The organism is Paenibacillus sp. EC2-1 (genome assembly GCF_049311625.1).
Taxonomy (GTDB): domain Bacteria; phylum Bacillota; class Bacilli; order Paenibacillales; family Paenibacillaceae; genus Paenibacillus_AQ.
Genome location: NZ_CP186006.1, coordinates 1573445 through 1596783 on the forward strand (window position 1 = coordinate 1573445; position 23339 = coordinate 1596783).

22 protein-coding genes are annotated in these 23339 nt (G+C 44.3%); 20 read left to right on the top strand and 2 right to left on the bottom strand.

The window, feature by feature from the left end; genetic code table 11:
• The first annotated feature begins 71 nt into the window (after positions 1–71).
• From ACK8P5_RS07310 to holA, 3 genes are all read left to right on the top strand, one after another.
• Positions 72–620 (top strand): RNA polymerase sigma factor, encoded by a 549-nt coding sequence (locus ACK8P5_RS07310; protein ID WP_422660295.1) that lies wholly within the window; start codon positions 72–74, stop codon positions 618–620.
• The gene (locus tag ACK8P5_RS07315; RefSeq protein WP_422660296.1) at positions 617–1888 is read left to right on the top strand and encodes a zf-HC2 domain-containing protein; all 1272 of its coding nucleotides are present in this window, start codon (positions 617–619) and stop codon (positions 1886–1888) included. Before ACK8P5_RS07310 ends, ACK8P5_RS07315 begins: the two co-directional genes overlap by 4 nt.
• Before the next feature lie 313 nt (positions 1889–2201).
• Entirely contained in the window at positions 2202–3221 is a 1020-nt protein-coding gene (gene holA, locus ACK8P5_RS07320) for a DNA polymerase III subunit delta (RefSeq protein WP_422660297.1), read from the top strand.
• A 96-nt stretch (positions 3222–3317) separates the two neighbouring features.
• Here the strand turns inward: holA and rpsT are convergent, their stop codons facing one another.
• Positions 3318–3590, bottom strand: coding sequence for a 30S ribosomal protein S20 (gene rpsT / locus ACK8P5_RS07325; RefSeq protein ID WP_379249805.1), 273 nt, complete (start codon positions 3588–3590; stop codon positions 3318–3320).
• A 198-nt stretch (positions 3591–3788) separates the two neighbouring features.
• Between rpsT and gpr the strand changes: the two genes are divergently transcribed.
• The 6 genes from gpr to ACK8P5_RS07355 all read left to right on the top strand — a co-directional run bounded on the left by gpr (position 3789) and on the right by ACK8P5_RS07355 (position 10483).
• Positions 3789–4790: a GPR endopeptidase gene (gpr, locus tag ACK8P5_RS07330; RefSeq protein WP_422660298.1), complete on the top strand. Its 1002-nt coding sequence runs from the start codon at positions 3789–3791 to the stop codon at positions 4788–4790.
• Between the two features lie 215 nt (positions 4791–5005).
• Positions 5006–6322 carry a stage II sporulation protein P gene (locus ACK8P5_RS07335; RefSeq protein WP_422660299.1) on the top strand — a complete coding sequence of 439 codons (1317 nt, stop codon included), beginning with the start codon at positions 5006–5008 and terminating at the stop codon, positions 6320–6322.
• 30 nt (positions 6323–6352) lie between these two features.
• Positions 6353–6727 (top strand): hypothetical protein, encoded by a 375-nt coding sequence (locus tag ACK8P5_RS07340; RefSeq protein WP_422660300.1) that lies wholly within the window; start codon positions 6353–6355, stop codon positions 6725–6727.
• A gap of 88 nt (positions 6728–6815) precedes the next feature.
• A complete protein-coding gene (gene lepA / locus ACK8P5_RS07345; protein WP_422660301.1) occupies positions 6816–8630 on the top strand; it encodes a translation elongation factor 4 in 1815 nt (604 codons plus the stop codon).
• Between the two features lie 135 nt (positions 8631–8765).
• Complete coding sequence (hemW, locus tag ACK8P5_RS07350) at positions 8766–9947, top strand: radical SAM family heme chaperone HemW (RefSeq protein WP_422660302.1); 1182 nt, start codon at positions 8766–8768, stop codon at positions 9945–9947.
• Between the two features lie 74 nt (positions 9948–10021).
• Positions 10022–10483, top strand: coding sequence for an N-acetyltransferase (locus ACK8P5_RS07355; RefSeq protein ID WP_422660303.1), 462 nt, complete (start codon positions 10022–10024; stop codon positions 10481–10483).
• Between the two features lie 62 nt (positions 10484–10545).
• Here ACK8P5_RS07355 and ACK8P5_RS07360 read toward each other — a convergent pair whose 3' ends face one another.
• Positions 10546–11772, bottom strand: a complete 1227-nt coding sequence (locus ACK8P5_RS07360; RefSeq protein ID WP_422660304.1) for a hypothetical protein — start codon at positions 11770–11772, stop codon at positions 10546–10548.
• A 183-nt stretch (positions 11773–11955) separates the two neighbouring features.
• On the opposite strand from ACK8P5_RS07360, the gene hrcA reads away from it, so the two are divergent.
• From hrcA to mtaB, 11 genes are all read left to right on the top strand, one after another.
• Positions 11956–12990 carry a heat-inducible transcriptional repressor HrcA gene (gene hrcA, locus ACK8P5_RS07365; protein ID WP_422660305.1) on the top strand — a complete coding sequence of 345 codons (1035 nt, stop codon included), beginning with the start codon at positions 11956–11958 and terminating at the stop codon, positions 12988–12990.
• Between the two features lie 13 nt (positions 12991–13003).
• Positions 13004–14557 carry a TCP-1/cpn60 chaperonin family protein gene (locus ACK8P5_RS07370; RefSeq protein WP_422660306.1) on the top strand — a complete coding sequence of 518 codons (1554 nt, stop codon included), beginning with the start codon at positions 13004–13006 and terminating at the stop codon, positions 14555–14557.
• 47 nt (positions 14558–14604) lie between these two features.
• A complete protein-coding gene (grpE, locus tag ACK8P5_RS07375) occupies positions 14605–15198 on the top strand; it encodes a nucleotide exchange factor GrpE (protein ID WP_422660307.1) in 594 nt (197 codons plus the stop codon).
• Positions 15199–15291: 93 nt separating this feature from the next.
• The gene (gene dnaK, locus ACK8P5_RS07380) at positions 15292–17139 is read left to right on the top strand and encodes a molecular chaperone DnaK (protein ID WP_422660308.1); all 1848 of its coding nucleotides are present in this window, start codon (positions 15292–15294) and stop codon (positions 17137–17139) included.
• Between the two features lie 97 nt (positions 17140–17236).
• On the top strand, positions 17237–18358 hold the full coding sequence (gene dnaJ / locus ACK8P5_RS07385) for a molecular chaperone DnaJ (protein WP_422660309.1): 1122 nt from the start codon (positions 17237–17239) through the stop codon (positions 18356–18358).
• 269 nt (positions 18359–18627) lie between these two features.
• Positions 18628–18996, top strand: coding sequence for a hypothetical protein (locus ACK8P5_RS07390; protein ID WP_422660310.1), 369 nt, complete (start codon positions 18628–18630; stop codon positions 18994–18996).
• Positions 18997–19025: 29 nt separating this feature from the next.
• Positions 19026–19220, top strand: a complete 195-nt coding sequence (locus ACK8P5_RS07395) for a YfhD family protein (RefSeq protein ID WP_422660311.1) — start codon at positions 19026–19028, stop codon at positions 19218–19220.
• Positions 19221–19412: 192 nt separating this feature from the next.
• On the top strand, positions 19413–20384 hold the full coding sequence (gene prmA, locus ACK8P5_RS07400) for a 50S ribosomal protein L11 methyltransferase (RefSeq protein ID WP_422660312.1): 972 nt from the start codon (positions 19413–19415) through the stop codon (positions 20382–20384).
• Positions 20385–20386: 2 nt separating this feature from the next.
• The gene (locus ACK8P5_RS07405; protein WP_422660313.1) at positions 20387–21070 is read left to right on the top strand and encodes a site-2 protease family protein; all 684 of its coding nucleotides are present in this window, start codon (positions 20387–20389) and stop codon (positions 21068–21070) included.
• A gap of 93 nt (positions 21071–21163) precedes the next feature.
• Positions 21164–21934, top strand: a complete 771-nt coding sequence (locus ACK8P5_RS07410) for a 16S rRNA (uracil(1498)-N(3))-methyltransferase (RefSeq protein ID WP_422660314.1) — start codon at positions 21164–21166, stop codon at positions 21932–21934.
• A 2-nt stretch (positions 21935–21936) separates the two neighbouring features.
• On the top strand, positions 21937–23280 hold the full coding sequence (mtaB, locus tag ACK8P5_RS07415; protein WP_422660315.1) for a tRNA (N(6)-L-threonylcarbamoyladenosine(37)-C(2))-methylthiotransferase MtaB: 1344 nt from the start codon (positions 21937–21939) through the stop codon (positions 23278–23280).
• Positions 23281–23339 lie beyond the last annotated feature (59 nt).

Genomic DNA, 23339 nt, shown 5'->3' on the forward strand with positions numbered 1-23339 from the left:
AATAGGTAAAAGATTGCAACATATCAATACTATCATCCGTCTGTATATATGCAGGGAGAGGGGGATCCACTGTGGTGGAGCAGGGACTCATCAGAGCGGCTCAATCGGGCGATCGCGACGCTCTAATCACCCTATTGCGAGAGATTGAACAGCAAGTGTACCGAACTGCTTATTATATTTTAAACAATGAACAGGATGCTCTGGATGCTTCGCAGGAAGCATTGATTCGCATTTATACAAAGATTAATTCCTATGAAGAGAAGGCCCAATTTAAAACATGGGTGCAGCGAATCGTCACTAACATCTGTATCGATAAGTTTCGGAGGACGAAGCCTACCGTTTCTATCGATGAGCATGATCTTGTTTTTCAGGATCGGCAGAATGTAGAGAAAGAAGTGATGACGGGATATTTGGCTCAAGACATTCAAGAGGCGATCAATCAACTGCCGGATCATCACCGCACCGTTATTGTCTTAAGATATTTGCAGGATTTGTCTTACAACGAAATAGCTGATTGTTTGAACTTGCCGTTGAATACAGTGAAATCATATTTATTCAGGGCCAGACAGCAGCTTCAGAACATGCTCCATGAGCATCAGAAAGGTGGTGTATCAGGATGAATTGTCAAGAGGTGGTGGAATATATGCATCGGTATTTGGATCAGGACCTCGATCCGGAAGAGACTGCTGAGATGTACCGCCATATTGCTGTTTGTCCGGCCTGTGCAGAAAAATTCAACGTGCTGAAGTCCCTGTCAAGGGATCTAGAAGAGCTTCCCGCAGTCACACCGCCATTTAGTTTAGTTGATGCAATACTTCCTCAACTTGAAGCGATTGATCGTGCTCGAAGTGAACATAATGTTGAAGATATGAAGATTCAACCAGCAGTGATGGTGCCAGAGCTCAAACGTAACGGACGAAGAGCCAATTGGTTTAGTACGATTGCAGGCAGAACCGTGGTTGGAACTGTAGCAGCCGCTATGATTCTTGGGGTTGCCATCTTTAAGTATGAACCAGAGATGCTCTCGGACGCAGAAGTGCCCTTTAAAGAAGCTAGCATGCCAGTAAGTAATGGTAGCAACGGAAGCCAGGAACTTCCGGACATGTCGGAGGAAATGAAAAAGAATGCTGCTAGTGAGATCGATCAATTGGGAGATGATGCTCAGAAGCCGCTATTGGCTTCAGAAGAGCCGGTAGAACCGGAATCGGGTCAACCGAAATCGGATGGACGGAAGTCAGATGAGCCAGTTTCGGATGAATCATCTTCGGTGAAGCAGGATGCTCCCAATCCGGCAGCTATTCCTCCGAAAGAAGCAGCTAGCGGCGACAAGTCTCGAATGAGTAAAGAACCTTCTACACCTCCTACGGATACGGGTTCAACGAAGAATAACAACAGTACAGGGAGTTCTGTGCCTCCACAGAAAACACAGGATAATCCTGTACCGCCTTCACAAGATATGCAAGAAGGTTCTAAGAATACAGCAGAAGCTCAGGACAACCAGAAGGCGGATGAGACGAACAATGTGAGTACAGACGATTCAGACCTGCAAGCAGGTAAGATGGATCTGTATGGTATTTCAAGTATGAAACCGCGTCAGTGGGTTTCACCCGATGGACTCTACAGTGCATCGCTAACCATTAATAAATTAGTTCTTTATCTTCTCCCCGTAGCGGCAGATAAGTTACCAGAAGCTTTGGTCTCTATTCCACTTGATGGTGAGTGGCAAGCTGGAGAATGGTCCGCTGATAGTAAGGTATTTACGTATACGGTTCTCGTGGATGAAACGGTGATAAAACATGAATTTCATGTCGATCAACCTATTGAACAAGTGAAGCCAGATGCGAATCAAAGTCATGGGACGGATCAGAAACCTGATGTGAACCCATAAAAGTATGAAACGAAATGAAGGCGAGTCTGGATCAAGTAATGGATGAGTTTTTGAACCAATGATGCACACATGCCTGGTAATACGAATAACCTAGGATAGATAGAAATAAGCCGACTAGCCACCGTCGTATGACCGACGGCGGGATGATTCTAGAGCATTCCGTCCGGCGTTTATATAGATGAGTTGGGACAAAAAGATCTCGCTATTACATGGCGAGGTCTTTTTGCTATGGATTTGTCAGTACTCCCTCGCTCCGGAGCAACTTTTTTGGTATAGTGGTTTAGGTGTATGAAGGAGAAGGGGGGAACACAGAATGGATGCCAAAGCGGCGATCAAAGCAGTTAAGCAGGGGGAGGTATCCTCTGTATACCTGTTATACGGTAGTGAGAAATATCAAATGAATGAATTCGCTGCATTGTTGGAATCGCAGCTGTTAACTAAAGAAGACAAGGACTTTGCGCTGATTCATATGGACTTGGGAGAGGCTCCTATTCAAGCTGTTGTTGAGGAAGCGGAGACTGTGCCTTTTATGGTTCCGAGAAAGCTAATCTTTGTAAGAGATACATCTGTGTTCACTGCTGGTAAGGATAACAGCAAAATTGAACATAAAATAGAGTCTTTGCTCGATTATATGCAGAACCCAGCGGACTATAGCGTTATTGTGTTCATGGTGCAGAATGAAAAGCTAGATGAGCGTAAAAAAGTAGTGAAGGCTGTTAAGAAGGTTGGAACGGTGCTCTCATTTATGCCATTAGGTGGTGAAGAACTACTGAAATGGGTAGAGAAGCAAGCTGCGAAACAGGACTGCTCCTTTGCTCCGGGCGCCGCAGATGCGCTTGTTCGCAATGCTGGTACTGCACTGCAGACATTAGCAGGGGAAATAGACAAGCTATGCCTTTACGCTGGATCAGGCGGTCGAGTGGACGAGGAAACGGTCAATCAGATGGTTGCACGGAATACGGAACAGAATGTATTTGCTCTTGTGGAGGATATAGCGAATCTTCGGATTGATAAGGCGCTAGCTATATTCTATGAATTATTGAAGCAGCGTGAGGAGCCGATCAAGATTGCTGCTTTGATTACAAGACAGTTTCGGATCATTCTGCATGTAAAGACACTGTCTAAGCAAAGTTATTCCCAACAGCAGATTGCTTCACAGCTTGGGCTCCATCCCTATGCAGTAAAAATTGCTGGGGAACAGGCTAGGAAATTTGAAGCCTCTCGCTTAGAGAATATTCTGAATCATCTTGGGGATTTGGATTACAAGATGAAGACAGGCGGCGTGGACAAAGTCCTTGGTCTGGAGCTGTTCTTGCTTCGACTAGGGGCTTAGTTTCCCTTAACAAGTATACGAGAATGCACAATAATCAAAAAACCCTGATCAGCAGGAGCTGTTCAGGGTTTTCCATTTCTTATTCAGAAACGCATCTTAAGCTTGGGAAGTAAGAGCGTTCAGTCGTTTCGCCAGACGGGACTTTTTGCGGGCAGCCGCATTTTTATGGATCAGGCCCTTCGTAACGGCTTTGTCAAGCTTTTGCGAAGCGGCTTGGAAAGCTGCTTTAGCAGTTTCAACTTCCGTACCAGCCAGCGCTACGTCAGCGTTCTTAACTGCTGTACGAAGTGCGGATTTCTGGGAAATGTTGAGTGCATGGCGTTTGTCGTTCGTTTTGACGCGTTTAACCGCGGATTTAATGTTTGGCATTACTTTCACCTCCTGTAAGGCATTTCAATAGAGCGAAATGTTTCACAACTTAAAATAGTTTAGCATGGGGGGGTACAAAAAGCAATACCAAGTAGCAATGACTTTATAGACCTTTTTAGTTTGAAATAAAGACATCTGTATAATCTTTCTTCACTTCCAGCACACTACCATTATTATAATGCAGGAGAGTGAATGAGCATGGAATTAGATTTGCAGCGCTACTCGGTACGAACAGATCTTGCGATTGAATCGAGAGAGCTTGCTTCCGGTCCGGATACCAATGTGATTCCTGGGGTTTTGGAGGATATCAAACAGGAGGATGGAATTAAGATCACTCGGCTGGATGTTCAGAATGAAGCTGGATCCCAGCGTATTGGAAGGGTTAAAGGAAATTATGTCACACTAGAGGTGCCTGATCTGCGAAAAGGGGATACAGGGCTTCAAGAGCAAGTCGCAACGGTTTTCGCTCGCGAATTCGAAGATTTTCTAAAGCGCATAGGTATTGGGAACAATGCAACCATTTTAATTGTTGGACTCGGGAACTGGAATGTAACGCCGGATTCACTGGGTCCACTGGTTGTTGAGAATGTCATGGTGACTCGGCATTATTTTGAGCTGATGCCTGACCAGGTTGCACCCGGATATCGTCAAGTTAGTGCTGTTGCACCAGGGGTGCTTGGGTTAACAGGTATTGAATCAAGTGAAATCGTGCATGGCATTGTTGAACGAACGCGGCCGGATGCCATTATTGCTATTGATGCACTCGCTTCCAGATCTTTAGAACGGGTAAATACGACGATCCAAATCGCAGACATAGGAATTCATCCGGGATCCGGAATTGGGAATAAGCGTAAAGGTTTGACAAAAGAGATTCTGGGCGTGCCATGTATAGCCATCGGCGTTCCAACGGTGTGTTATGCATCCACCATTGTCAACAATGCGATTGAGCTAATGAAGACTCATTTTGGTCAAGGTTCGCCAGAGACGGGTCAAATTATGGGAATGCTCAATGACATCCCTGAAAATGAACGTCTTGCACTAGTAAAAGAGGTTTTAGAGCCGCTGGGTCATGACCTGATTGTGACGCCAAAAGAAATTGACGAGTTTATCGAAGATATCGCTAATATTGTAGCCAGTGGTTTAAATGCTGCCCTGCATGAAGCTGTGGACCCTGGTAATGTCGGGGCTTATACCCACTAAATCGTAACCTACTAGATAGGTTGCCCTTGAAGTCCCTTAAAGGACGGAGGGGCAGCCTTTTTTGCATACTCTATTATATTTTGAAAGGATTTTCTCTTTTATTTGTTCTATCGATTCTCCCTCGCTCATAGATTTGGAATATAAGAGATTACAAAGTTAACCTGACAGGTATTCTAGTAATTTTTGCAATTTCCGTAGATGAGGAGGACATCGATATGAACAATCGTAAATTTCGAATTTGGAACATAGCTAGAATGAAGAGAAAAGTGATGGAAGGTTTAAGCATGGGGCGAACGCTGGTCCTGTTGATGCTAGGTTCTCTTCTATTCTTCTTATTATTAGGTCTTGGAGGCATGGCGGAGAAAGGACTGAATACTTCACCCGTTTCCTCAATGAAAGGCTTAGCAGCATCGTTATCTAGTCGATTTTTTATCGATATGATTGGTATGGAAATGCCGCATATGGCTATGGAGAAGGAATCTTCTACATTATCAGCAGAAAAAATAACCCCTTTTGTGTTTGAACTATTAACGAGTGTGAACCCAAAAGATCCGAAAAGTTTACTTGCTGGAGAGGTACCAGGCATGAAAACCAATCAGCCTGTACCACTTAGAAGTGGATCAGGGAACGAGGATGGAGAAGCTCCAGCGGACTATCGTCCAGATCCATCAACGCCAAATGAAACGGGGGGAGATCACCCTGAAGTGAAGACAGAAGACCCTACGCCAGATGAATCCAATACCAGCCCAGCAGAACCTCCTTCAGGAACAGAGCCGGGAAATACTAATAAGGGCGGAACCTCGGAGGTAGCTTCAACGAAAAAGAATGTGCTGATCTACCATTCGCACCCTCAGGAAGCATTTAATCCGTTACTTGGGAAGCAGAGCAATAATCCAGGTTCTTCGTCACCGAATAAAAATATAATGCTAGTGGGCAGCATGATAGCCAAAAGACTCGAATCAAAAGGGATTGGAGTAGTTCACGATAAGAGTGACTATCAAAGCACCGTACCTGACTACAATTGGAATTACTCCTATAAGTATTCACGTCAAGCTGTGAAAGCAGCTCTCGCAGAGAATGAAGATTTAACCTATCTCATTGATGTTCATCGAGATTCCCAGCGCCATAGTAAGACAACAACAACAGTGAACGGCGTTAACTATGCACAGGTGTATTTTATCGTAGGTCATGCCAATAAGAATTGGCGTCAGAATGAAGAGTTTGCAAGTAGGATAAATCAAATGCTGGAAAAATCATATCCAGGCGTATCCCGTGGAGTCTGGGGCAAGTCTGCAGATCAAGGAAATGGAGAGTATAACCAGTCTCTATCCCCGAACAGCATCTTAATCGAAATCGGTGGAATAGATAACACGAAGGAAGAATTGAAGCGAACTGGCGATTTACTAGCGGATATGATAGCTGACGTATATTGGCAGGATATGAAAGCACAAAAGGCAAGTGTAAAGAACAAGCAAGAGACGACGAAGACCGTTCAAAAGCAAGAATCAAGTTCTAATAATAAATCGTCTTGATCAGCGAAGATAATTAAAGGAGGAGAAAAGATGTCAAAGGCGGGAAAAAAGTTGGTTGCCATCGTTATATGGGCTGGAATCGGTGTCCTTGTAGGTATGCAACTTGGTGGCACCGATGGTCCCTCGTTTCTGAAAGATTCAGGATACGGGCAGAATCAACAGGTCCCGCAGAGTCAGAACAACATCTATTCTCCTCCTGAGCAGACAGTGCCAGCTAATCCTCCTGTAGCTGAGGTGAAAGAAGAAAAACCAAAATTTGAGCCTACACCTCGTGATATCTTGCTTCCTGGAGACTCAAAACCGCCTGCAGATGTGCTTGCAGACAAAACAGCAGGTCTCCTGCAACAACTCTCTAATCAAAGCATCCGTTGGGTAGTCTCAGTGTTCGGCTCTATTACAGATTAAATTGTAATGTGTACTTGCCATTGCTGTGCACACAACCAACTGTTATAATAAATTGATTCAAACATCTGGTGGTTGTTGGGGGTAAGGCATGACTGACGTTCAAGTAAGACAACAAAAAATTCGTAATTTTTGTATCATTGCACATATAGACCATGGTAAATCGACATTGGCAGACCGTATTTTGGAGTATACAGGTGCATTGACTTCCCGTGAAATGCAGCAGCAGGTTCTCGACTCAATGGATCTGGAGCGTGAGCGGGGAATCACCATCAAGCTGCAAGCCGTTCGTCTGAACTATACGGCAGATGATGGTCAAGAATATATATTGAATTTGATCGATACCCCGGGGCACGTCGACTTTACGTATGAAGTATCGAGAAGCTTGGCAGCATGTGAAGGCGCCTTGCTTGTTGTAGACGCTGCTCAAGGGATTGAAGCTCAGACGCTGGCTAACGTGTATCTGGCTCTGGATAATGATCTTGAGATTCTACCTGTAATCAACAAAATCGACTTGCCAAGCGCTGATCCTGAACGCGTTAAGCAAGAAGTTGAAGATGTCATTGGTCTAGACACGAGTGATGCCGTTCTGGCTTCTGCCAAAGCTGGCATTGGAATAAAAGAGATATTGGAGCAGATTGTTAAGCAGGTTCCAGCACCAACAGGGATAGCCGATGAACCGCTTAAAGCGCTCATTTTCGATTCTCACTATGACCCTTATAAAGGGGTAATCGTCTATGTTCGTGTAATCAACGGCAGTATTAAAGCCGGTTCTAAGATCAAGATGATGGCTACAGGTAAAACCTTTGAAGTCATCGAAGTTGGTGCATTTAAACCGCGGATGACGATTGTGGACGAGCTGCTCGTGGGTGATGTTGGCTTTATCGTGGCCGGTATTAAGCACGTAGGAGATACACAGGTCGGTGACACAGTTACTGATGCTAAACGCCCTACGGCTGAAGCACTTCCGGGTTACCGTAAGATCAATCCGATGGTGTTCTGTGGACTATATCCGATTGAAACATCGGATTACAACGATCTGCGTGAGGCACTTGAGAAATTACAACTTAACGATGCTTCACTCAGCTTTGAGCCGGAGACATCAAGCGCCCTCGGCTTTGGGTTCCGTTGTGGCTTCTTAGGTTTGCTTCACATGGACGTTATCCAGGAGCGGATTGAACGCGAATTTAACATTCCGCTGATTACAACAGCACCAAGCGTTATTTATCGTATCGCGCTTACGAACGGGGAAATGATTCAGATCGATAACCCTTCCCACTACCCTGAAGTCGGAAAGGTTGACTATGTCGAAGAGCCTTATGTTAAAGCGGCTATTATCGTTCCGAACGATTATGTCGGATCGATTATGGAACTGTGTCAGAATAAACGTGGCGAATTCATTAACATGGAGTATCTTGATACGACACGGGTAACAATTACGTATGAGATTCCGCTGTCAGAAATCGTGTACGATTTCTTTGATCAGTTGAAGTCCAGCACGAAAGGATATGCTTCATTTGATTACGAGCTATCTGGCTACCGGACTTCGAATCTGGTTAAAATGGACATCTTGCTTAACGGAGAACAAGTGGATGCCTTGTCCTTTATCGTCCACCGTGACCGTGCATTCCATCGTGGGCGTGCAATCTGCGAGAAACTTCGCGAGTTGATTCCGCGTCAGATGTTCGAGGTGCCGATTCAGGCATCTGTTGGAACAAAAATCGTAGCTCGTGAAACGGTAAAAGCTATGCGTAAGAACGTTCTTGCTAAGTGTTACGGCGGTGACATCTCGCGTAAACGGAAGCTGCTCGAGAAGCAGAAGGAAGGTAAGAAACGGATGAAGCAGGTCGGAAGCGTCGAAGTACCGCAGGAAGCATTTATGGCGGTTCTGAGAATTGACGATTAATGCAAGCAAATTACGACATAATTACGAAAGGAAAGCCGCTCTTGGCTTTCCTTTTCTTTCATGATGAAGATGTTAGTACGTTATAGTTTTACACAATTCAAAAAGATAGAGGCTTAAAAGCAAGGGAGGTTTTTTATGACAACGCCAATGACAAACGGAGATAGCAAACGCACGGAGGCAGTATACATCCATATCCCGTTTTGCACGAATAAATGTTTTTATTGTGACTTTAATTCGTATGTACTAAAAGACCAGCCAGTTATGGATTATTTGCAGGCGCTCGAACGCGAAATGGAACTCACCGTCAAAGCATCTCCTCCAGGAGTAATTAAAAGTATCTTTGTAGGGGGCGGCACGCCTACGGTATTGAACCCGAAGGAAATGGAATATTTCCTGAAGACCGTGAGAGACCATTTTCCAGAATGGGATGAGCATATTGAGTTTTCGATGGAGGCAAATCCTGGTACGACTGATTTAGAGAAACTGTCTGTTATGCGTGAGGGTGGCGTGAACCGTGTCAGCTTTGGTGTGCAGGCATTCCAGAACGATCTGCTTACAGGGATTGGTCGTATTCATAATACAGATGACGTGTACCGCAGTCTGGAAAATGCTAAAAAAGCGGGATTTGACAATATGTCTATTGATCTGATGTTTGGTCTGCCGAATCAGACGATTGAAATGTTGTCGGAAAGTGTGACTAAGGCGCTGGAACTTGGATTGCCCCATTACTCTATATATAGCTTGAAGGTTGAAGAGAATACCTTGTTCCATACCCTTTATCAGAAGAATCAACTTCCGCTTCCGGATGAGGAAGATGAGCTAAATATGTATCTTTTGCTGATGAACCGAATGAAAGAGGCTGGTTATAAGCAGTATGAGATTAGTAATTTCGCTAAACCTGGATTTGAGAGCAAGCATAATATGACCTACTGGCTTAATGAGGACTACTACGGTCTTGGAGCAGGAGCCCATGGTTATGTTGGTCGTCAGCGTCATATGAACATAAAAGGTGTTAATCCCTATGTAGAAGCTGTCAAGAAAGGTCTTCCACGATTGGATAGCTTCCACATATCTCAAGAGGATGCTATGGAGGATTTCCTGATGGTAGGCCTGCGCGTACTAGACGGAATTTCACGGAGTCATTTTGAACAGCAGTTTAACACTTCTCTTGATGTTGTCTTTGCTCGTCCACTCGATAAGATGGTTAATGCAGGATTACTGGATGCAACAGATGATGGTTATAAGCTGAGTGATAAGGGGATATTGTTCGGTAATGAAGTCTTTGCTGAATTTATAGGCAGTTTATCAGGTAAATAATCTATTGAACTTCTATACGCTCTGTTGTATATTTATTCATATTATGACGGAGCGTATAAAGGGGAGACGGAGAAATGCCGGCCGTATGCAGAAAAGCTAAAGTGGATGATGTAGAGCCACTGTATCAGATGATTCAGGGATATGCCGAAAAAGGTATTATGCTTCCACGGTCGCGCAATGTCCTGGAACAGCAGATTGAAGAATTTGTTGTGGCCGAATGGGACGGTGCGGTTATTGGCTGTGGATCTTTATGTCAGCTCGGAAGCGATCTAGTAGAGATTCGGTCGCTAGGCATTTCTGAGGGCTATAAGGGAAAAGGAATAGGCTCCATGCTGGTGGATTCACTGATGGCTGAGGCTAAAAGACGTGAAATCCCAAAGGTGATGGCCTTAACATACGAGGTATCTTTTTTTATTAAAAATGGTTTTACAGTTGTTGAAAAAGAAATTTTCCCTGAAAAAGTATGGACCGACTGTATTCATTGCAAGAAGCAGCATGCATGCGACGAAATCGCGGTTCTTAAAATGCTTAATTGATATTCGAAAAAAAGGCTGTACCAAATGTGAAATTTGGGCAGCCTTTTTCTCATGCCTAACTATTAATAATCTGACCAGGATTCTAGAATTCCATTATAGAAGTGTAGGTATGTATCCCCGTATATCCATTGGTCCATATCAGAATAGTAGCTTGTATATGAATTGCTGTCATCCGGATATCCCCAGGAAAGATATACTTGCTCCCATGTCATTCCTATCGAAATCTCTTGTTTAACAATCGATTCCCATGCTTTTGAAGACCAATTTGGAAATGCTTTTTTGGGGTCCTTGTTGTAAAATCCGGACTCTAGTTGCTCTGTTAGAATACCGCTAATTGGGAATTTGAATGTCACCATTTTTCCGCTGGCTCTTTTTGCTGTAACCACGATATTCTGATCTTTAATTTTGACTGAGGTGAAATACACCCTTTCTAAATGATAAAGTGGATTCGAGGAAGGTAACTGATTTTTATTGGCCCAATACGTTTGTCCGCTTAATTTTGTTGTAACAAAAAGATAATGAGAGTATAAACAAAAGGTATCAGGGGTCGATTCAAAAATCGTTTCGTTAATTATTTTTCCATTATTCAGAGTGATCTGCACTTCTGTCATACTATAACCCATGGATTTAATTTCAGTGATCCATCCCGTCTGGTTTCCTTTATACACGAACACTTTCTCTCCTAAATAGGCTTGCATATTAGAAGGAGTGTTATTTACTTTTTGAATGAGGGAGTCTGTTTTTGTTTTTCCATCAGCATGACTCCATAAGAAAATGGCATTAGCCTTAGCGTGGTATTTCCCTGATATCCCTGAGATATTGAGGAACTTCTTGTATGTTATATAGGTAGTACCCTCATAGAGTAAGGAATTGGATTTGTTAATTTCGTGTGTTCCTGTTGGTGATTTAACGGATATGATTTTACCGTAGTCGACATGCACATTTTTTATTTTTGATAACAGTTTTGCCGGTAAGTAGGTTTCACTATTGGCTTTTTTTTCGAATATGTAGGACTTCTGTTTAGAAATCACTAATTTACCGTCCAAGAAGATGGTGATTTCTTTAGAAACTTTGGCACTACTTGTGGAATTTGTAGCTGCGCTTGCTGTCGATGAAGAAAGTAAGCTAACACATAATAAAATGAAGCAACTTACGGATGAGAGTAATACCTTGAATGTTCTAGTCATAAATACCCGCCTTAAATAGTTAATTTTACCCATGGAGAATACTAACATAAATTGTGAGATTGTGGTGGTTATTTTTCTTTTACTTACTTCTATATCATTCAAATCAGTTAAACAGCAGCTAGGATTAAAGTAAATTCATCTATATAGCATGAAGGTGTTCATAAGATGCCGAACCGACTTGACAATACTCCGGTCGGTTTGGTATTTTTGATATATCGGTTAGCACTCGATCGTGATGAGTGCTAATGATTTGGAAAAACCTGCAGTCAGCAAGGAGGGAACGACATGTTAACAGATCGCCAACGCATGATTTTGAGTGCGATCGTCGATGACTATATTCGGTCGGCAGAGCCGGTTGGATCCAGAAGCATTTCTAAACGTGGAGATGTGGGCTATAGCCCTGCGACGATTCGTAATGAGATGGCTGATTTGGAGGATCTGGGTTTTCTGGAGCAACCTCACACTTCAGCAGGACGTATTCCTTCACATAAAGGATATCGTTATTATGTAGATCACCTTACGTCGTCGTTTTCATTGAATCCTTCCGAACTGCAGATGATGAAAGCATTTTTTGCTGAGAAGTTGAATGCTATGGAGCAAATGATTCAGCATGCTGCTGGCATTTTGTCACAGATGACGAATTATACTTCCATCCTACTTGGGCCGGAAGTTTTTCATACATCTCTGCGGCATTTCCAATTACTTCCTTTAGGGGATAACAAAGCGGTAGCTATTATTGTAACGAGCACAGGGCAAGTTGAGAACAAGACTGTTACGATTCCGCCAGGGGTTTCTGTATCGGAAATGGAGCAAGTGGTTAACCTTCTAAACAGTAAACTGGCAAATGTGCCATTGTATAAACTGAAGACAAGGCTGTACTCAGAACTGGGTCAGGAAATGCAGCGGCATATTGATCATTACGAGGAATTAATGAGTGTGCTTGATGTAGCACTCGATAGTAATGATCAAGAGCAAAAAGTGTATTTAAGTGGAACAACCAACATGCTGAATCAACCGGAATTTAAAGATGTAGATAAGGTAAGGAACATTTTTGAATTGCTGGAGCAGACGCCTATTCTTATGAAGATGATGACTCCAACACCTGGCGAAACTGGGATTCAAGTTCGCATCGGTACGGAGAATGATCATGCAGCTATAGCAAATTGCAGTCTGATTACAGCAACGTATTCTGCCAACGGTAAGGCACTTGGTACCATAGGAATACTGGGACCAACTCGAATGGAATACGCCCGCGTCATTGGAATATTGAATATTCTGTCGCATGATCTAACGAAATTGCTAACGCACTGGTATAAATAAGGGAGTGAGCGTGATGAGCCAAGGGCCACAGCAGCATGGAGATGGTGATGAGCGCCATTCTACGCTCATTAATAATAGTAATGCGGTTCGGGCTGTCACATCCGCTGTAGAGGGAACGCTAGGTCCCAAAGGTCTAGACGTGATGCTTGTTGGGCCCCGTGGTGAGGTTGTTATTACGAACGATGGGGTAACTATACTAGATAAGATGGATGTGACTCATCCCGCTGCTCGACTACTTATTCAAGTAGCCAGGGCTCAGCAAGAGAAGATTGGAGACGGAACAACCACAGCAACAGTACTCGCAGGTGCTTTGGTACAAGAAGGTGTTGCGCAGATTGTGCGTGGTGTTCCTGCTTCCAAAGTAGTCGAAGGCATGAAGCAGGGTATTGATATGGCGCTTCGTTTTCTATCAGATCGGGTGCGCGTAATTGAAGGCTTGGACGATCCTTTACTTGAAAGGACCGCTTTTGTAGCCGGACGTGAACGGCGGGACATGGTGGATCTGGTCATGGAGGCTGCTTCAAAGGCGGGGTTAGATCGATTAAGAGACCGGTCCTTCTCTCTTGCTGATAGTATCATTGCGCTAGAGAAGGCTGAGAACGAGGTGTTCGAAGGCATACTGCTTCGGCAAAAACCACTGTTCGTTCGTGAACTGAGTCAGTATGACGATGCTAAAGTACTTGTTCTTCTGGATTCGCTTGAACCTGATGATCTTGACGAAGAGGTGCTAACAACCGAAGCTGGGTTTGCAAGATATATGGATCTACGTAAGGTATTCGCTTCTGACTTGGAACGTTTATCAGATATGTCGGTCAAGGTAATCCTCTTGGAAAAAGGAATTCATCCGGACGCTGAGCAGTTTTGTCTCGATCACGGTATCATGGTTGTGCCGCGAATATCACGGGCCGATTTACGCCGGGTCTGCGACATGACGGGGGCTATACCAGTGCGCCGCAGTGCGCTACATAAAGACCCTGAACAATTAGTGTCTATTCTGGGCTATACTCCGTTAGCTGCTTACGATGAAGCCTTAGAGCGAGTTCGACTCCAAGGTAGTCATTCTGAGTCCGGTGATCGTGTGGTTACCATCATCGTTGGTGCCAGCACGTCAGAGGTTGTCGGGGAGGCAGCGCGTATCGCATGTGATGCAGCATCTGCACTTCAAGCCGCTGTTGTTGGCGGTGTGCTTCCAGGTGGGGGTACAAGTGAACTTGCAGTTTCCTATGAGCTGGAACGTCACAGGGAAGTTCAGAAGGGCATGGAGGCTTTTGGTATAGAGGCTGTTTCTACTGCGCTTCGACGACCCATGTCTCAGATTTTACTGAATGCCGGCTATAATCCATTGGAGAAGATGGAGGAAGTACGAGCGGCTCAAATCCGCCTGGGAACCGACTCCATGGGAATTGATTGTGACACCGGTGCCGTTATCAGCTATGAAGACAGAGGTATCGTGGATCCAGCGCCTGTTAAGCTTCATGGATTGCGTGCAGCAGGAGAGGTTGCAGCTGCTGTACTTCGTATTCATCATGTGATCAAAATGCGTGATACGAGCGGTCCTGAAGATTAATACCAATATTAAATAAGAGGCATAATTATAAGGAGGTGGAAGGCATCTTGAATAAAGACCAGAATAATACGGTTCAAGATACAGTAAATGAGGATACTATGGAGCATGCCGTACCAGAAACCGGTGAACAACCAGAGGTACAGGAGGAAGAGCTTCATACTTCCAATGAAGTGACGGAAGAAGATGTCCATCATGTTGAGCTTGAAAAGTTGAAAAATGAAGTAGTGGAACAGCAACAACGCGCACTGCGCGCTCAGGCTGATTTTGATAACTTCCGCAGACGTACAGTTAAAGAGAAGGAAGAACTAGCAAAATATGCTTCTTCCAAGTTGATTACGGAGCTATTGCCTGTTGTAGATAACTTTGAACGTGCATTAGCTGCTACCGAAGATACTCCGGAATTCGAATCCTTCTCCAAAGGAGTAAGCATGATTTTCCGTCAATTAGAAACGGTACTTGGAGCAGAAGGTCTGACCGCAATGAATAGCGTGGGTCAACCATTCAACCCTGAGTTCCATCAAGCTATTATGCAGGTGGAAAGCGATGAGTATGAAGAAGGCATCGTAGTGGAAGAAGTTCAAAAAGGCTATATGCTCAAAGATAAGGTGCTTCGACCGGCAATGGTTAAGGTAAGCATGTAATAGGCCATCGTCGACTTTTAATAAATTATAACTTTAAAAAAAGAGCCACACACCTCTGTTGGATGTGTGAAATATGAAGGAGGATATTTTCTCATGAGTAAAGTAATTGGTATTGACCTCGGTACAACAAACTCTTGCGTAGCAGTAATGGAAGGCGGCGAAGCCGTTGTAATTCCTAACCCAGAAGGTGCACGCACAACTCCATCCGTAGTAGGTTTTAAGAAAGACGGAGAGCGTGTTGTAGGTGATACTGCGAAGCGCCAAGCGATCACGAACCCTGACCGTACGATTAGCTCGATTAAACGTCACATGGGTACAAGCCATAAAGAAAGCATCGATGGCAAAGATTACACACCGCAAGAGATTTCTGCAATTGTTCTTCAAAAGTTGAAATCCGATGCTGAAGCATATTTGGGTCAAACTGTAACCCAAGCGGTTATTACGGTTCCTGCATACTTTAATGACAGTCAGCGTCAAGCTACAAAAGATGCTGGTAAAATTGCGGGTCTTGAAGTTCTTCGTATTGTCAATGAGCCTACAGCTGCGGCACTTGCTTACGGTATGGAGAAATCCGAAGATCAAACGATCCTTGTATATGACCTTGGTGGCGGTACGTTCGACGTTTCCATCTTGGAACTTGGCGATGGTTTCTTTGAAGTTAAAGCTACAAGTGGTGATAACAGCCTCGGTGGTGACGACTTTGACCAAGTGATCATCGATTACCTGGTTGCTGAATTTAAAAAAGAACAGGGCATTGACCTAAGCAAAGATAAAGCAGCTGTTCAACGTTTGAAAGATGCTGCTGAGAAAGCGAAGAAAGAGCTTTCCGGTATTTTGACAACAACAATCTCCTTGCCGTTCATTACCGTTGCTGATGGCGTACCTCAGCACTTGGAAGTGAACTTGACTCGTGCGAAGTTCGAAGAATTGTCTGCTTCCCTCGTAGAGCGTACACTTGGACCAACTCGTCAAGCTCTGAGCGATGCAGGAATGACTGCTGCTGACATTGACAAGATCGTTCTTGTGGGTGGTTCAACTCGTATCCCTGCAGTTCAAGAAGCTATTAAGAAGCTGACAGGTAAAGAACCTCATAAAGGTGTTAACCCGGATGAAGTTGTTGCACTGGGTGCAGCAGTTCAAGCTGGCGTACTGACTGGAGATGTTAAAGACGTAGTTCTTCTTGACGTTACTCCACTTTCACTCGGTATCGAAACAGCTGGTGGTGTATTCACTAAAATGATCGAGCGTAACACAACGATTCCTACAAGCAAATCTCAAGTGTTCTCAACATATGCAGATAACCAGCCAAGCGTTGAAATTCACGTTCTACAAGGTGAGCGTCAAATGGCAGCGGGTAACAAAACGCTGGGTCGCTTTATGCTTGGAGACATTCCTCCAGCTCCACGTGGCGTACCACAAATCGAAGTTACTTTTGACATCGATGCGAACGGTATTGTAAACGTATCGGCTACAGATAAAGGTACAGGTAAGAGCCAAAAAATCACCATTACTTCTTCAAGCGGTTTGAGTGATGCAGAAGTAGAACAAATGATGAAAGACGCTGAACTTCATGCTGATGAAGACCGTAAGCGTAAAGAGCTTGTTGAAGCACGGAACAATGCAGATCAGCTCGTATACACAACTGAAAAAACGCTGAAAGACCTTGGCGATAAAGTGGATGCTTCCGAAATCGACAAAGCGAACGAAGCAAAAGAGAACGTGAAAAAAGCTCTTGAATCCGATAATATTGAGGAGATCAACGCAGCGACTGAAGCACTGACTGAAATTGTTCAACAGTTGTCCGTAAAACTGTATGAGCAAGCAGCTCAAGCTGAGCAAGCTGGCGGAGCTGGTGAGGCTTCTCAAGAAGGCGCTCCGAAGAAGGATAACGTCGTTGATGCAGAGTATGAGGTTGTTGACGAGGATAAGAACAAAGGTTAATCTGAATAGACTTGTCAAGGGAAAGTCAAAGCGCGAATCCCGCACTTTGACTTTCCTTTTGTCCAAGGTGAGTAATAAGTGAATTGGGGGTGAAACCGTGGCTGAAAAGCGTGATTATTATGAGGTGCTCGGCGTTGGCAAGGACGCGTCGGACGACGAAATCAAAAAAGCGTATCGAAAAATGGCGCGTCAATACCATCCTGACGTAAACAAAGCGGAAGATGCTGAGTCTAAGTTTAAGGAAGTAAAAGAGGCATACGACGTACTCAGCGATAGCCAGAATCGTGCGCGGTATGACCAGTACGGACACATAGATCCGAACCAAGGTATGGGCGGTGGTTTCTCCGGCGACTTTGGCGGCGGTTTTGGAGATATTTTCGATATGTTCTTTGGCGGCGGTGGTGGACGTCGTGACCCGAATGCACCACAGCGGGGGAACGATCTGCAATATACGATGACCGTTGAGTTTAAAGAAGCTATATTCGGTAAAGAAACAGATATTACAATTCCGAGAACGGAAACATGTGATACTTGTGATGGTTCCGGAGCGAAACCAGGAACGAAACCGCAAACCTGCGGTGTCTGCCATGGTAGCGGTCAACAAGAGGTTGTGCAGAACACACCATTCGGGCGAATGGTTAACCGACGTGCGTGTTCAAACTGTAATGGTTCCGGCAAAATCATCAAAGAACGTTGTACGACCTGTCAGGGCAACGGCAAGGTTAAGAAACAACGTAAGATTCACGTGCGTATCCCAGCAGGTGTCGATGACGGCGCTCAACTGCGCATGACAGGCGAAGGAGAAGGTGGACTACGTGGAGGTCCAGCGGGTGATCTTTATATCGTTATCCGTGTGAAACCTCACGATTTCTTCGAACGTGAAGGCGATGATATTTACTGTGAGGTACCACTTACTTTTGCACAAGCAGCACTTGGTGATGAGATCGAAATCCCAACGCTGACTGAAAAAGTGAAACTGAAGATCCCTTCTGGAACGCAGACAGGTACCTTCTTCCGTCTGAAAGGAAAAGGGGTTCCACGTCTTCGCGGCCTTGGACAGGGAGACCAGCATGTCAAGGTGGTTGTTATTACACCAAGTAAGCTGAGCGACGAGCAGAAGGATCTACTGCGTCAGTTCGCTTCCTTAGACGGTGAACAGACACATGAGCAGGAACAGTCTTTTTTTGACCGTGTGAAACGAGCTTTCCGCGGCGACTAATGGGCTATCGTCCACTAAACTTTAATGCGTAATGAAGAGTTTTTAATACAGCCGTTAAAAGGAATTCCTTTTAACGGCTGTTTGCTGTTGTAGGCAAGGTACGCTCCCTTGACGGAAATGTTCACTAATAGGAATCGAAGAATGAATTCGATTCCTATTTTTGCGTTCACAGCAAAAATATCGAGGGATAAATTCCATTGCAATGAAGCATTCTAGGAAGGATTCGTTTAACGATTAACTATTTAGAGAATAAAGCGCAGGTGATGATGTTGACAGAAAAAAACATTTTGGCTTACTTCAAAAGTCCAGAAGAGGCGCAGGGAGTAGCTCGTAAACTTGAGGCATTAAAGGTTGTGGATATGTCGATTAATCGCTTCAGTGCCTATCCAGGCGGAGAGATGAACAACATCGTGAATCCATTAACAGGCAATATTGTTAGCTTAACATCCATGACACTAAACTCAGCTCTCTCGAATACCTCTGCGGGGATATTGGGAGCAGCAGACCCCTCTGCAAGTGGGATGAGTGCAGCAGATGATGGGCTTCACGGACGTGATATTCTGCTAACCGTCGTTTTGGATGAAAGTGTATTCGATCGAGCGATGAGCATTATTGAAGAAGCCGGTGGATTTGTATAATCCGTGTAGACGAAAGGAGAATGAGATCAATGCGAAGAGTGAAAAAAGGTAAAATAGCAGACAAAACAGAGAAGATCCTTGCACTACAGTCTGCTAAAGCGGAGGATGTGGAATTTTCAGCTCTGGAAGCGGATACGGATGATGTACAGGCTATGCGTCGGAGTGAGGCGGCTGATAAGCGGCAGCTTAAAGAAATGTTTGATAATCATGAACATGAGAATTAAGATGTACCTGGCCTATTAGCATTTCTTCTCCCAGGGTCCCTTTAACGAGTTTTGTTCGTTGAAGGGACCCTATTTTATGTAAATTTACTGCTTGATGTGACTTTGAACCATAAATAACGTTTAAATTTTGTAACAAGGGTACTCCGTATAGTACAATATGACTTATGTAAAAACGAGGAGGATCACCTACAAATGTTATGGCATGAATTAACGATACATACCACAGAGGAATCTGTGGAGATGATTTCTAACTTCTTGCACGAAGCTGGAGCTGGAGGAGTCTCGATTGAAGAATCCGGCACATTGAATAAGAAGCGAGAGACGCCGCACGGAGAATGGTTCGGAGACGTTCCTTTCAACGATATCCCTGAGGGGCAAGCGGTTATTAAAGGTTACTTTTCTGAAGATGTGAATCTTGAAGACATTAAAGATGAAATATCTCCAAGAGTTGAGGAATTATCCTTGTTCGGCATTGATACAGGCGATGTCCGTTATGAACTCAATACAGTGGATGAGGAATCATGGGCAACGGCATGGAAGCAGTATTTTAAACCGATTCGAGTATCGAATAGGCTTACAATTAAGCCAACTTGGGAAGAGTATATCCCAGAATCAGATGATGAGCGAATTATTGAATTAGATCCGGGAATGGCCTTCGGAACAGGGGCGCATCCAACAACTTCGCTATGTCTTCGTGCACTGGACAGTGTGATACAAGGTGGCGAGGAAGTTATTGATGTGGGTACAGGTTCCGGTATTCTGTCTATTGGAGCAGTTCATCTTGGAGTTTCTCGGGTACTTGCCTTAGATCTGGATCCCGTTGCAGTTCAAAGTGCGATAGAGAACACACGGCAAAACGGTATGGAGGATCGAATTGTTGTTAAAGAGAGTGATTTACTTACAGTAATTACAGATGGACGCTCTGAGGATCTGGGTGTTAAGCTGCCTGTCCAAGTTGTTGTTGCTAATATTTTGGCAGAAGTTATTTTGCTGTTTGTAGATGATGTTTATGCGGCCCTTCAGCCTGGTGGTACTTATATTGCATCCGGTATTTATAAGAACAAAATCGATGTTGTTGAGCAAGCGCTGATTTCTTCCGGGTTTGAAATCGCGGATATACACCGTGAAGATGACTGGGTAGCGTTTGTCGCAAGGAAGAGGTAATAATGGAATTTTTGGATCAGTTACTTTTTTATCCGCTAGAGCTGCTTCCATTTTATTTGATCACCTTGATTATTGCGTTTACCCTACATGAGTTTGCTCACGCTTATTTTGCGAACAAGTTCGGAGATCCAACGGCAAAGCTTCTTGGAAGGGTTACGCTAAATCCTGCAGTTCACTTTGATTTTCTAGGGATTATCTTATTGCTCTTTGCAGGTTTCGGTTGGGCACGTCCCGTACCGGTAAATCGTGAGAATTTCAGTAATCCGCGCAAGATGGGCATTATCGTGTCCATTGCTGGACCACTGAGTAACTTATTATTAGGTATTGTAGGTTGCTTAATATATGCAGGTATGTACCAATTCGGAATTATTGAAGGTATTGATAACGCGAAAGTAGTTCAAGCTATTCATTTCTTTTTTGACACCTTTATCGTGCTGAACTTCTTCTTATTCATGTTCAACCTAGTTCCGTTGCCTCCGCTGGATGGTTACCGAATTCTTGAGGATCTGGTACCGCGTCGTGTACGTGCTAAGTTACAACAGTTCGAGCAGTGGTCCATTCTGGTCTTTTTGTTAATTATTCTAATTCCAGGCTTCCAAAACTACACGATCAGACCACTTTATGAAAAAGCATATGAATTATCCGTTTTCTTTTTAAACATCTTCAAGACCTTGTTCGGAGGTTAATTTATGGCTTGTTGCCACGGATTTTCACTGGTCAGGTTGATTGAAAAGTTGTATGATGGGGTTTGGCGATTTTGAGATAGGTGAGGATAAAGTATGCAGCGATATTTCGTTTCACCCGAGCAGTTTAAGGGAGACCGCGTGGAAATTACCGGAGAAGATGCCAGACACATTACCAAAGTGATGCGTGGCAAGCCGGGGGATACCTTCATTGTAAGTGATGGTATATCCAGAGAAGCGTTGGTAGAGATAGAAAGCTTAGAGCAGACAAGCGTTATAACGGTTGTAACAGAGCCTCTGGAGATGACCCACGAGCCCCGTCTGAAGGTGACGATTGCACAGAGCCTTCCGAAGGGCGACAAGATGGAGACCGTGATCCAGAAGTGTACGGAAATTGGTGCTGTGACATTTGTACCGTTTATATCGGAGCGCACTATAGTCCAATATGACGCCAAGAAGGAAAGCAAACGGCTGGAAAGATGGCGTAAAATCGCCAAGGAGGCTGCTGAGCAGGCTCATCGGAATATCATTCCGGAAGTTGAACAGCCGCTGACTTGGAAGAAGCTGTTGGATACGTTCGCTAGTTATGACATCGTTTGTTTCTGTTATGAAAAAGAGCACGGCTCCCAGCTAAGGGATGTGCTGAAACCTTTTACGGCACAGTCAATGCAGGAACCGGGATCAACCGCTAAGCTGCTGCTACTCGTGGGTCCTGAAGGTGGATTCACTGAAGAAGAGTGCAGAGCAGCTGAAGAGGCTGGTGCTATTTCTGTTGGACTTGGTCGTAGAATTTTACGCTGTGAGACTGCAGGAATGACTGCACTGGCATGCGCATTATATGAATCTGGAGAAATGGGGGGAGTTTGAATATGCCATCAGTAGCGTTTTATACGTTAGGTTGCAAAGTCAATTTTTACGATACCGAAGCCATCTGGCAGCTTTTCAAGAATGAAGGCTACGAACAGGTGGATTTCGAACAAACCGCAGATGTTTATCTGATTAATACCTGTCATGTAACGAACACGGGGGATAAGAAGAGCCGGCAGATGATTCGCCGTGCTGTACGTCGTAATCCTGATGCTATCGTTGCGGTGACGGGCTGTTATGCTCAAACATCACCTGCGGAGATTTTAGATATTCCTGGTGTGGACCTTGTCATTGGTAACCAGGACCGCGATAAGATTATGACCTTTGTTCACGAAATTGAGCAATCAAGACAGCCAATAAATGCAGTACGTAACATTATGAAGACTCGTGCTTTTGAGGAAATGGACGTGCCTGATTTTGCAGAGCGTACGCGTGCTTTCCTGAAAATACAAGATGGGTGCAATAACTTCTGCACGTTCTGTATCATTCCATGGTCCCGTGGATTGTCTCGTAGCCGTGATCCGAAGAGTATTATTCAGCAAGCGAAGCAGCTCGTCAATGCTGGCTATAAAGAAATTGTATTAACGGGTATTCATACAGGTGGATACGGTGATGATCTTGAGAACTATCGTTTATCTGATCTCTTATGGGATTTAGATAAGGTGGAAGGACTCGAACGAATTCGTATCAGTTCGATTGAAGCAAGCCAGATCGACGATAAGATGCTAGAAGTTCTCAATAAATCGTCCAAAATGTGCCGTCATCTGCACATTCCGCTGCAAGCGGGTGATGATACGGTATTAAAGCGGATGAGACGTAAGTATACAACCGAAGAGTTTCTCCACAAGATGAAGCTGATTCGTCAAGCTATGCCGGATCTGGCCATCACAACGGACGTAATTGTTGGCTTCCCTGGCGAAACCGATGAAATGTTCCAGAATGGCTATGAACTGATGAAGGAAATTGGTTTCTCTGAAATGCATGTGTTCCCTTATTCCAAACGTACCGGTACGCCGGCTGCACGGATGGAAGATCAGGTGGATGAAGAAGTGAAGAATGAACGTGTTCACCAACTTATCGACTTGTCAGAACAGCTGCAGCTTGCTTACGCAGAACAATTTGTAGGTCAAGTGGTAGATGTGATTCCTGAACGGGAATACAAGGGATCTCCAAATGGCGGGAAAATGCAAGGGTACAGTGGAAACTACTTACAGCTCGTATTTGATGGTGGTCCTGAGCTTGAAGGTCAATTATGCCGCGTGAAGGTAACCAAAGCCGGAGTGAATGAGTGTGAAGGCGAATTGGTTAGTGTCATGGAGAATGGATTAACGGCTGCTGCCCAATAAGCTAACAGATTAGCGCTGCCAGAATTGACAAGGATTTCATTTCCATTACCGGAGGTGAA

Bases quoted from the DNA above. Each gene is read 5' to 3' on its own strand.
- ACK8P5_RS07315 (WP_422660296.1), top strand. From the start codon at position 617: ATGAATTGTCAAGAGGTGGTGGAATATATGCATCGGTATTTGGATCAG.
- holA (WP_422660297.1), top strand. From the start codon at position 2,202: ATGGATGCCAAAGCGGCGATCAAAGCAGTTAAGCAGGGGGAGGTATCC.
- rpsT (WP_379249805.1), bottom strand. From the start codon at position 3,590: ATGCCAAACATTAAATCCGCGGTTAAACGCGTCAAAACGAACGACAAA.
- gpr (WP_422660298.1), top strand. From the start codon at position 3,789: ATGGAATTAGATTTGCAGCGCTACTCGGTACGAACAGATCTTGCGATT.
- ACK8P5_RS07335 (WP_422660299.1), top strand. From the start codon at position 5,006: ATGAACAATCGTAAATTTCGAATTTGGAACATAGCTAGAATGAAGAGA.
- ACK8P5_RS07340 (WP_422660300.1), top strand. From the start codon at position 6,353: ATGTCAAAGGCGGGAAAAAAGTTGGTTGCCATCGTTATATGGGCTGGA.
- lepA (WP_422660301.1), top strand. From the start codon at position 6,816: ATGACTGACGTTCAAGTAAGACAACAAAAAATTCGTAATTTTTGTATC.
- hemW (WP_422660302.1), top strand. From the start codon at position 8,766: ATGACAACGCCAATGACAAACGGAGATAGCAAACGCACGGAGGCAGTA.
- ACK8P5_RS07355 (WP_422660303.1), top strand. From the start codon at position 10,022: ATGCCGGCCGTATGCAGAAAAGCTAAAGTGGATGATGTAGAGCCACTG.
- hrcA (WP_422660305.1), top strand. From the start codon at position 11,956: ATGTTAACAGATCGCCAACGCATGATTTTGAGTGCGATCGTCGATGAC.
- ACK8P5_RS07370 (WP_422660306.1), top strand. From the start codon at position 13,004: ATGAGCCAAGGGCCACAGCAGCATGGAGATGGTGATGAGCGCCATTCT.
- dnaK (WP_422660308.1), top strand. From the start codon at position 15,292: ATGAGTAAAGTAATTGGTATTGACCTCGGTACAACAAACTCTTGCGTA.
- ACK8P5_RS07395 (WP_422660311.1), top strand. From the start codon at position 19,026: ATGCGAAGAGTGAAAAAAGGTAAAATAGCAGACAAAACAGAGAAGATC.
- prmA (WP_422660312.1), top strand. From the start codon at position 19,413: ATGTTATGGCATGAATTAACGATACATACCACAGAGGAATCTGTGGAG.
- ACK8P5_RS07405 (WP_422660313.1), top strand. From the start codon at position 20,387: ATGGAATTTTTGGATCAGTTACTTTTTTATCCGCTAGAGCTGCTTCCA.
- ACK8P5_RS07410 (WP_422660314.1), top strand. From the start codon at position 21,164: ATGCAGCGATATTTCGTTTCACCCGAGCAGTTTAAGGGAGACCGCGTG.
- mtaB (WP_422660315.1), top strand. From the start codon at position 21,937: ATGCCATCAGTAGCGTTTTATACGTTAGGTTGCAAAGTCAATTTTTAC.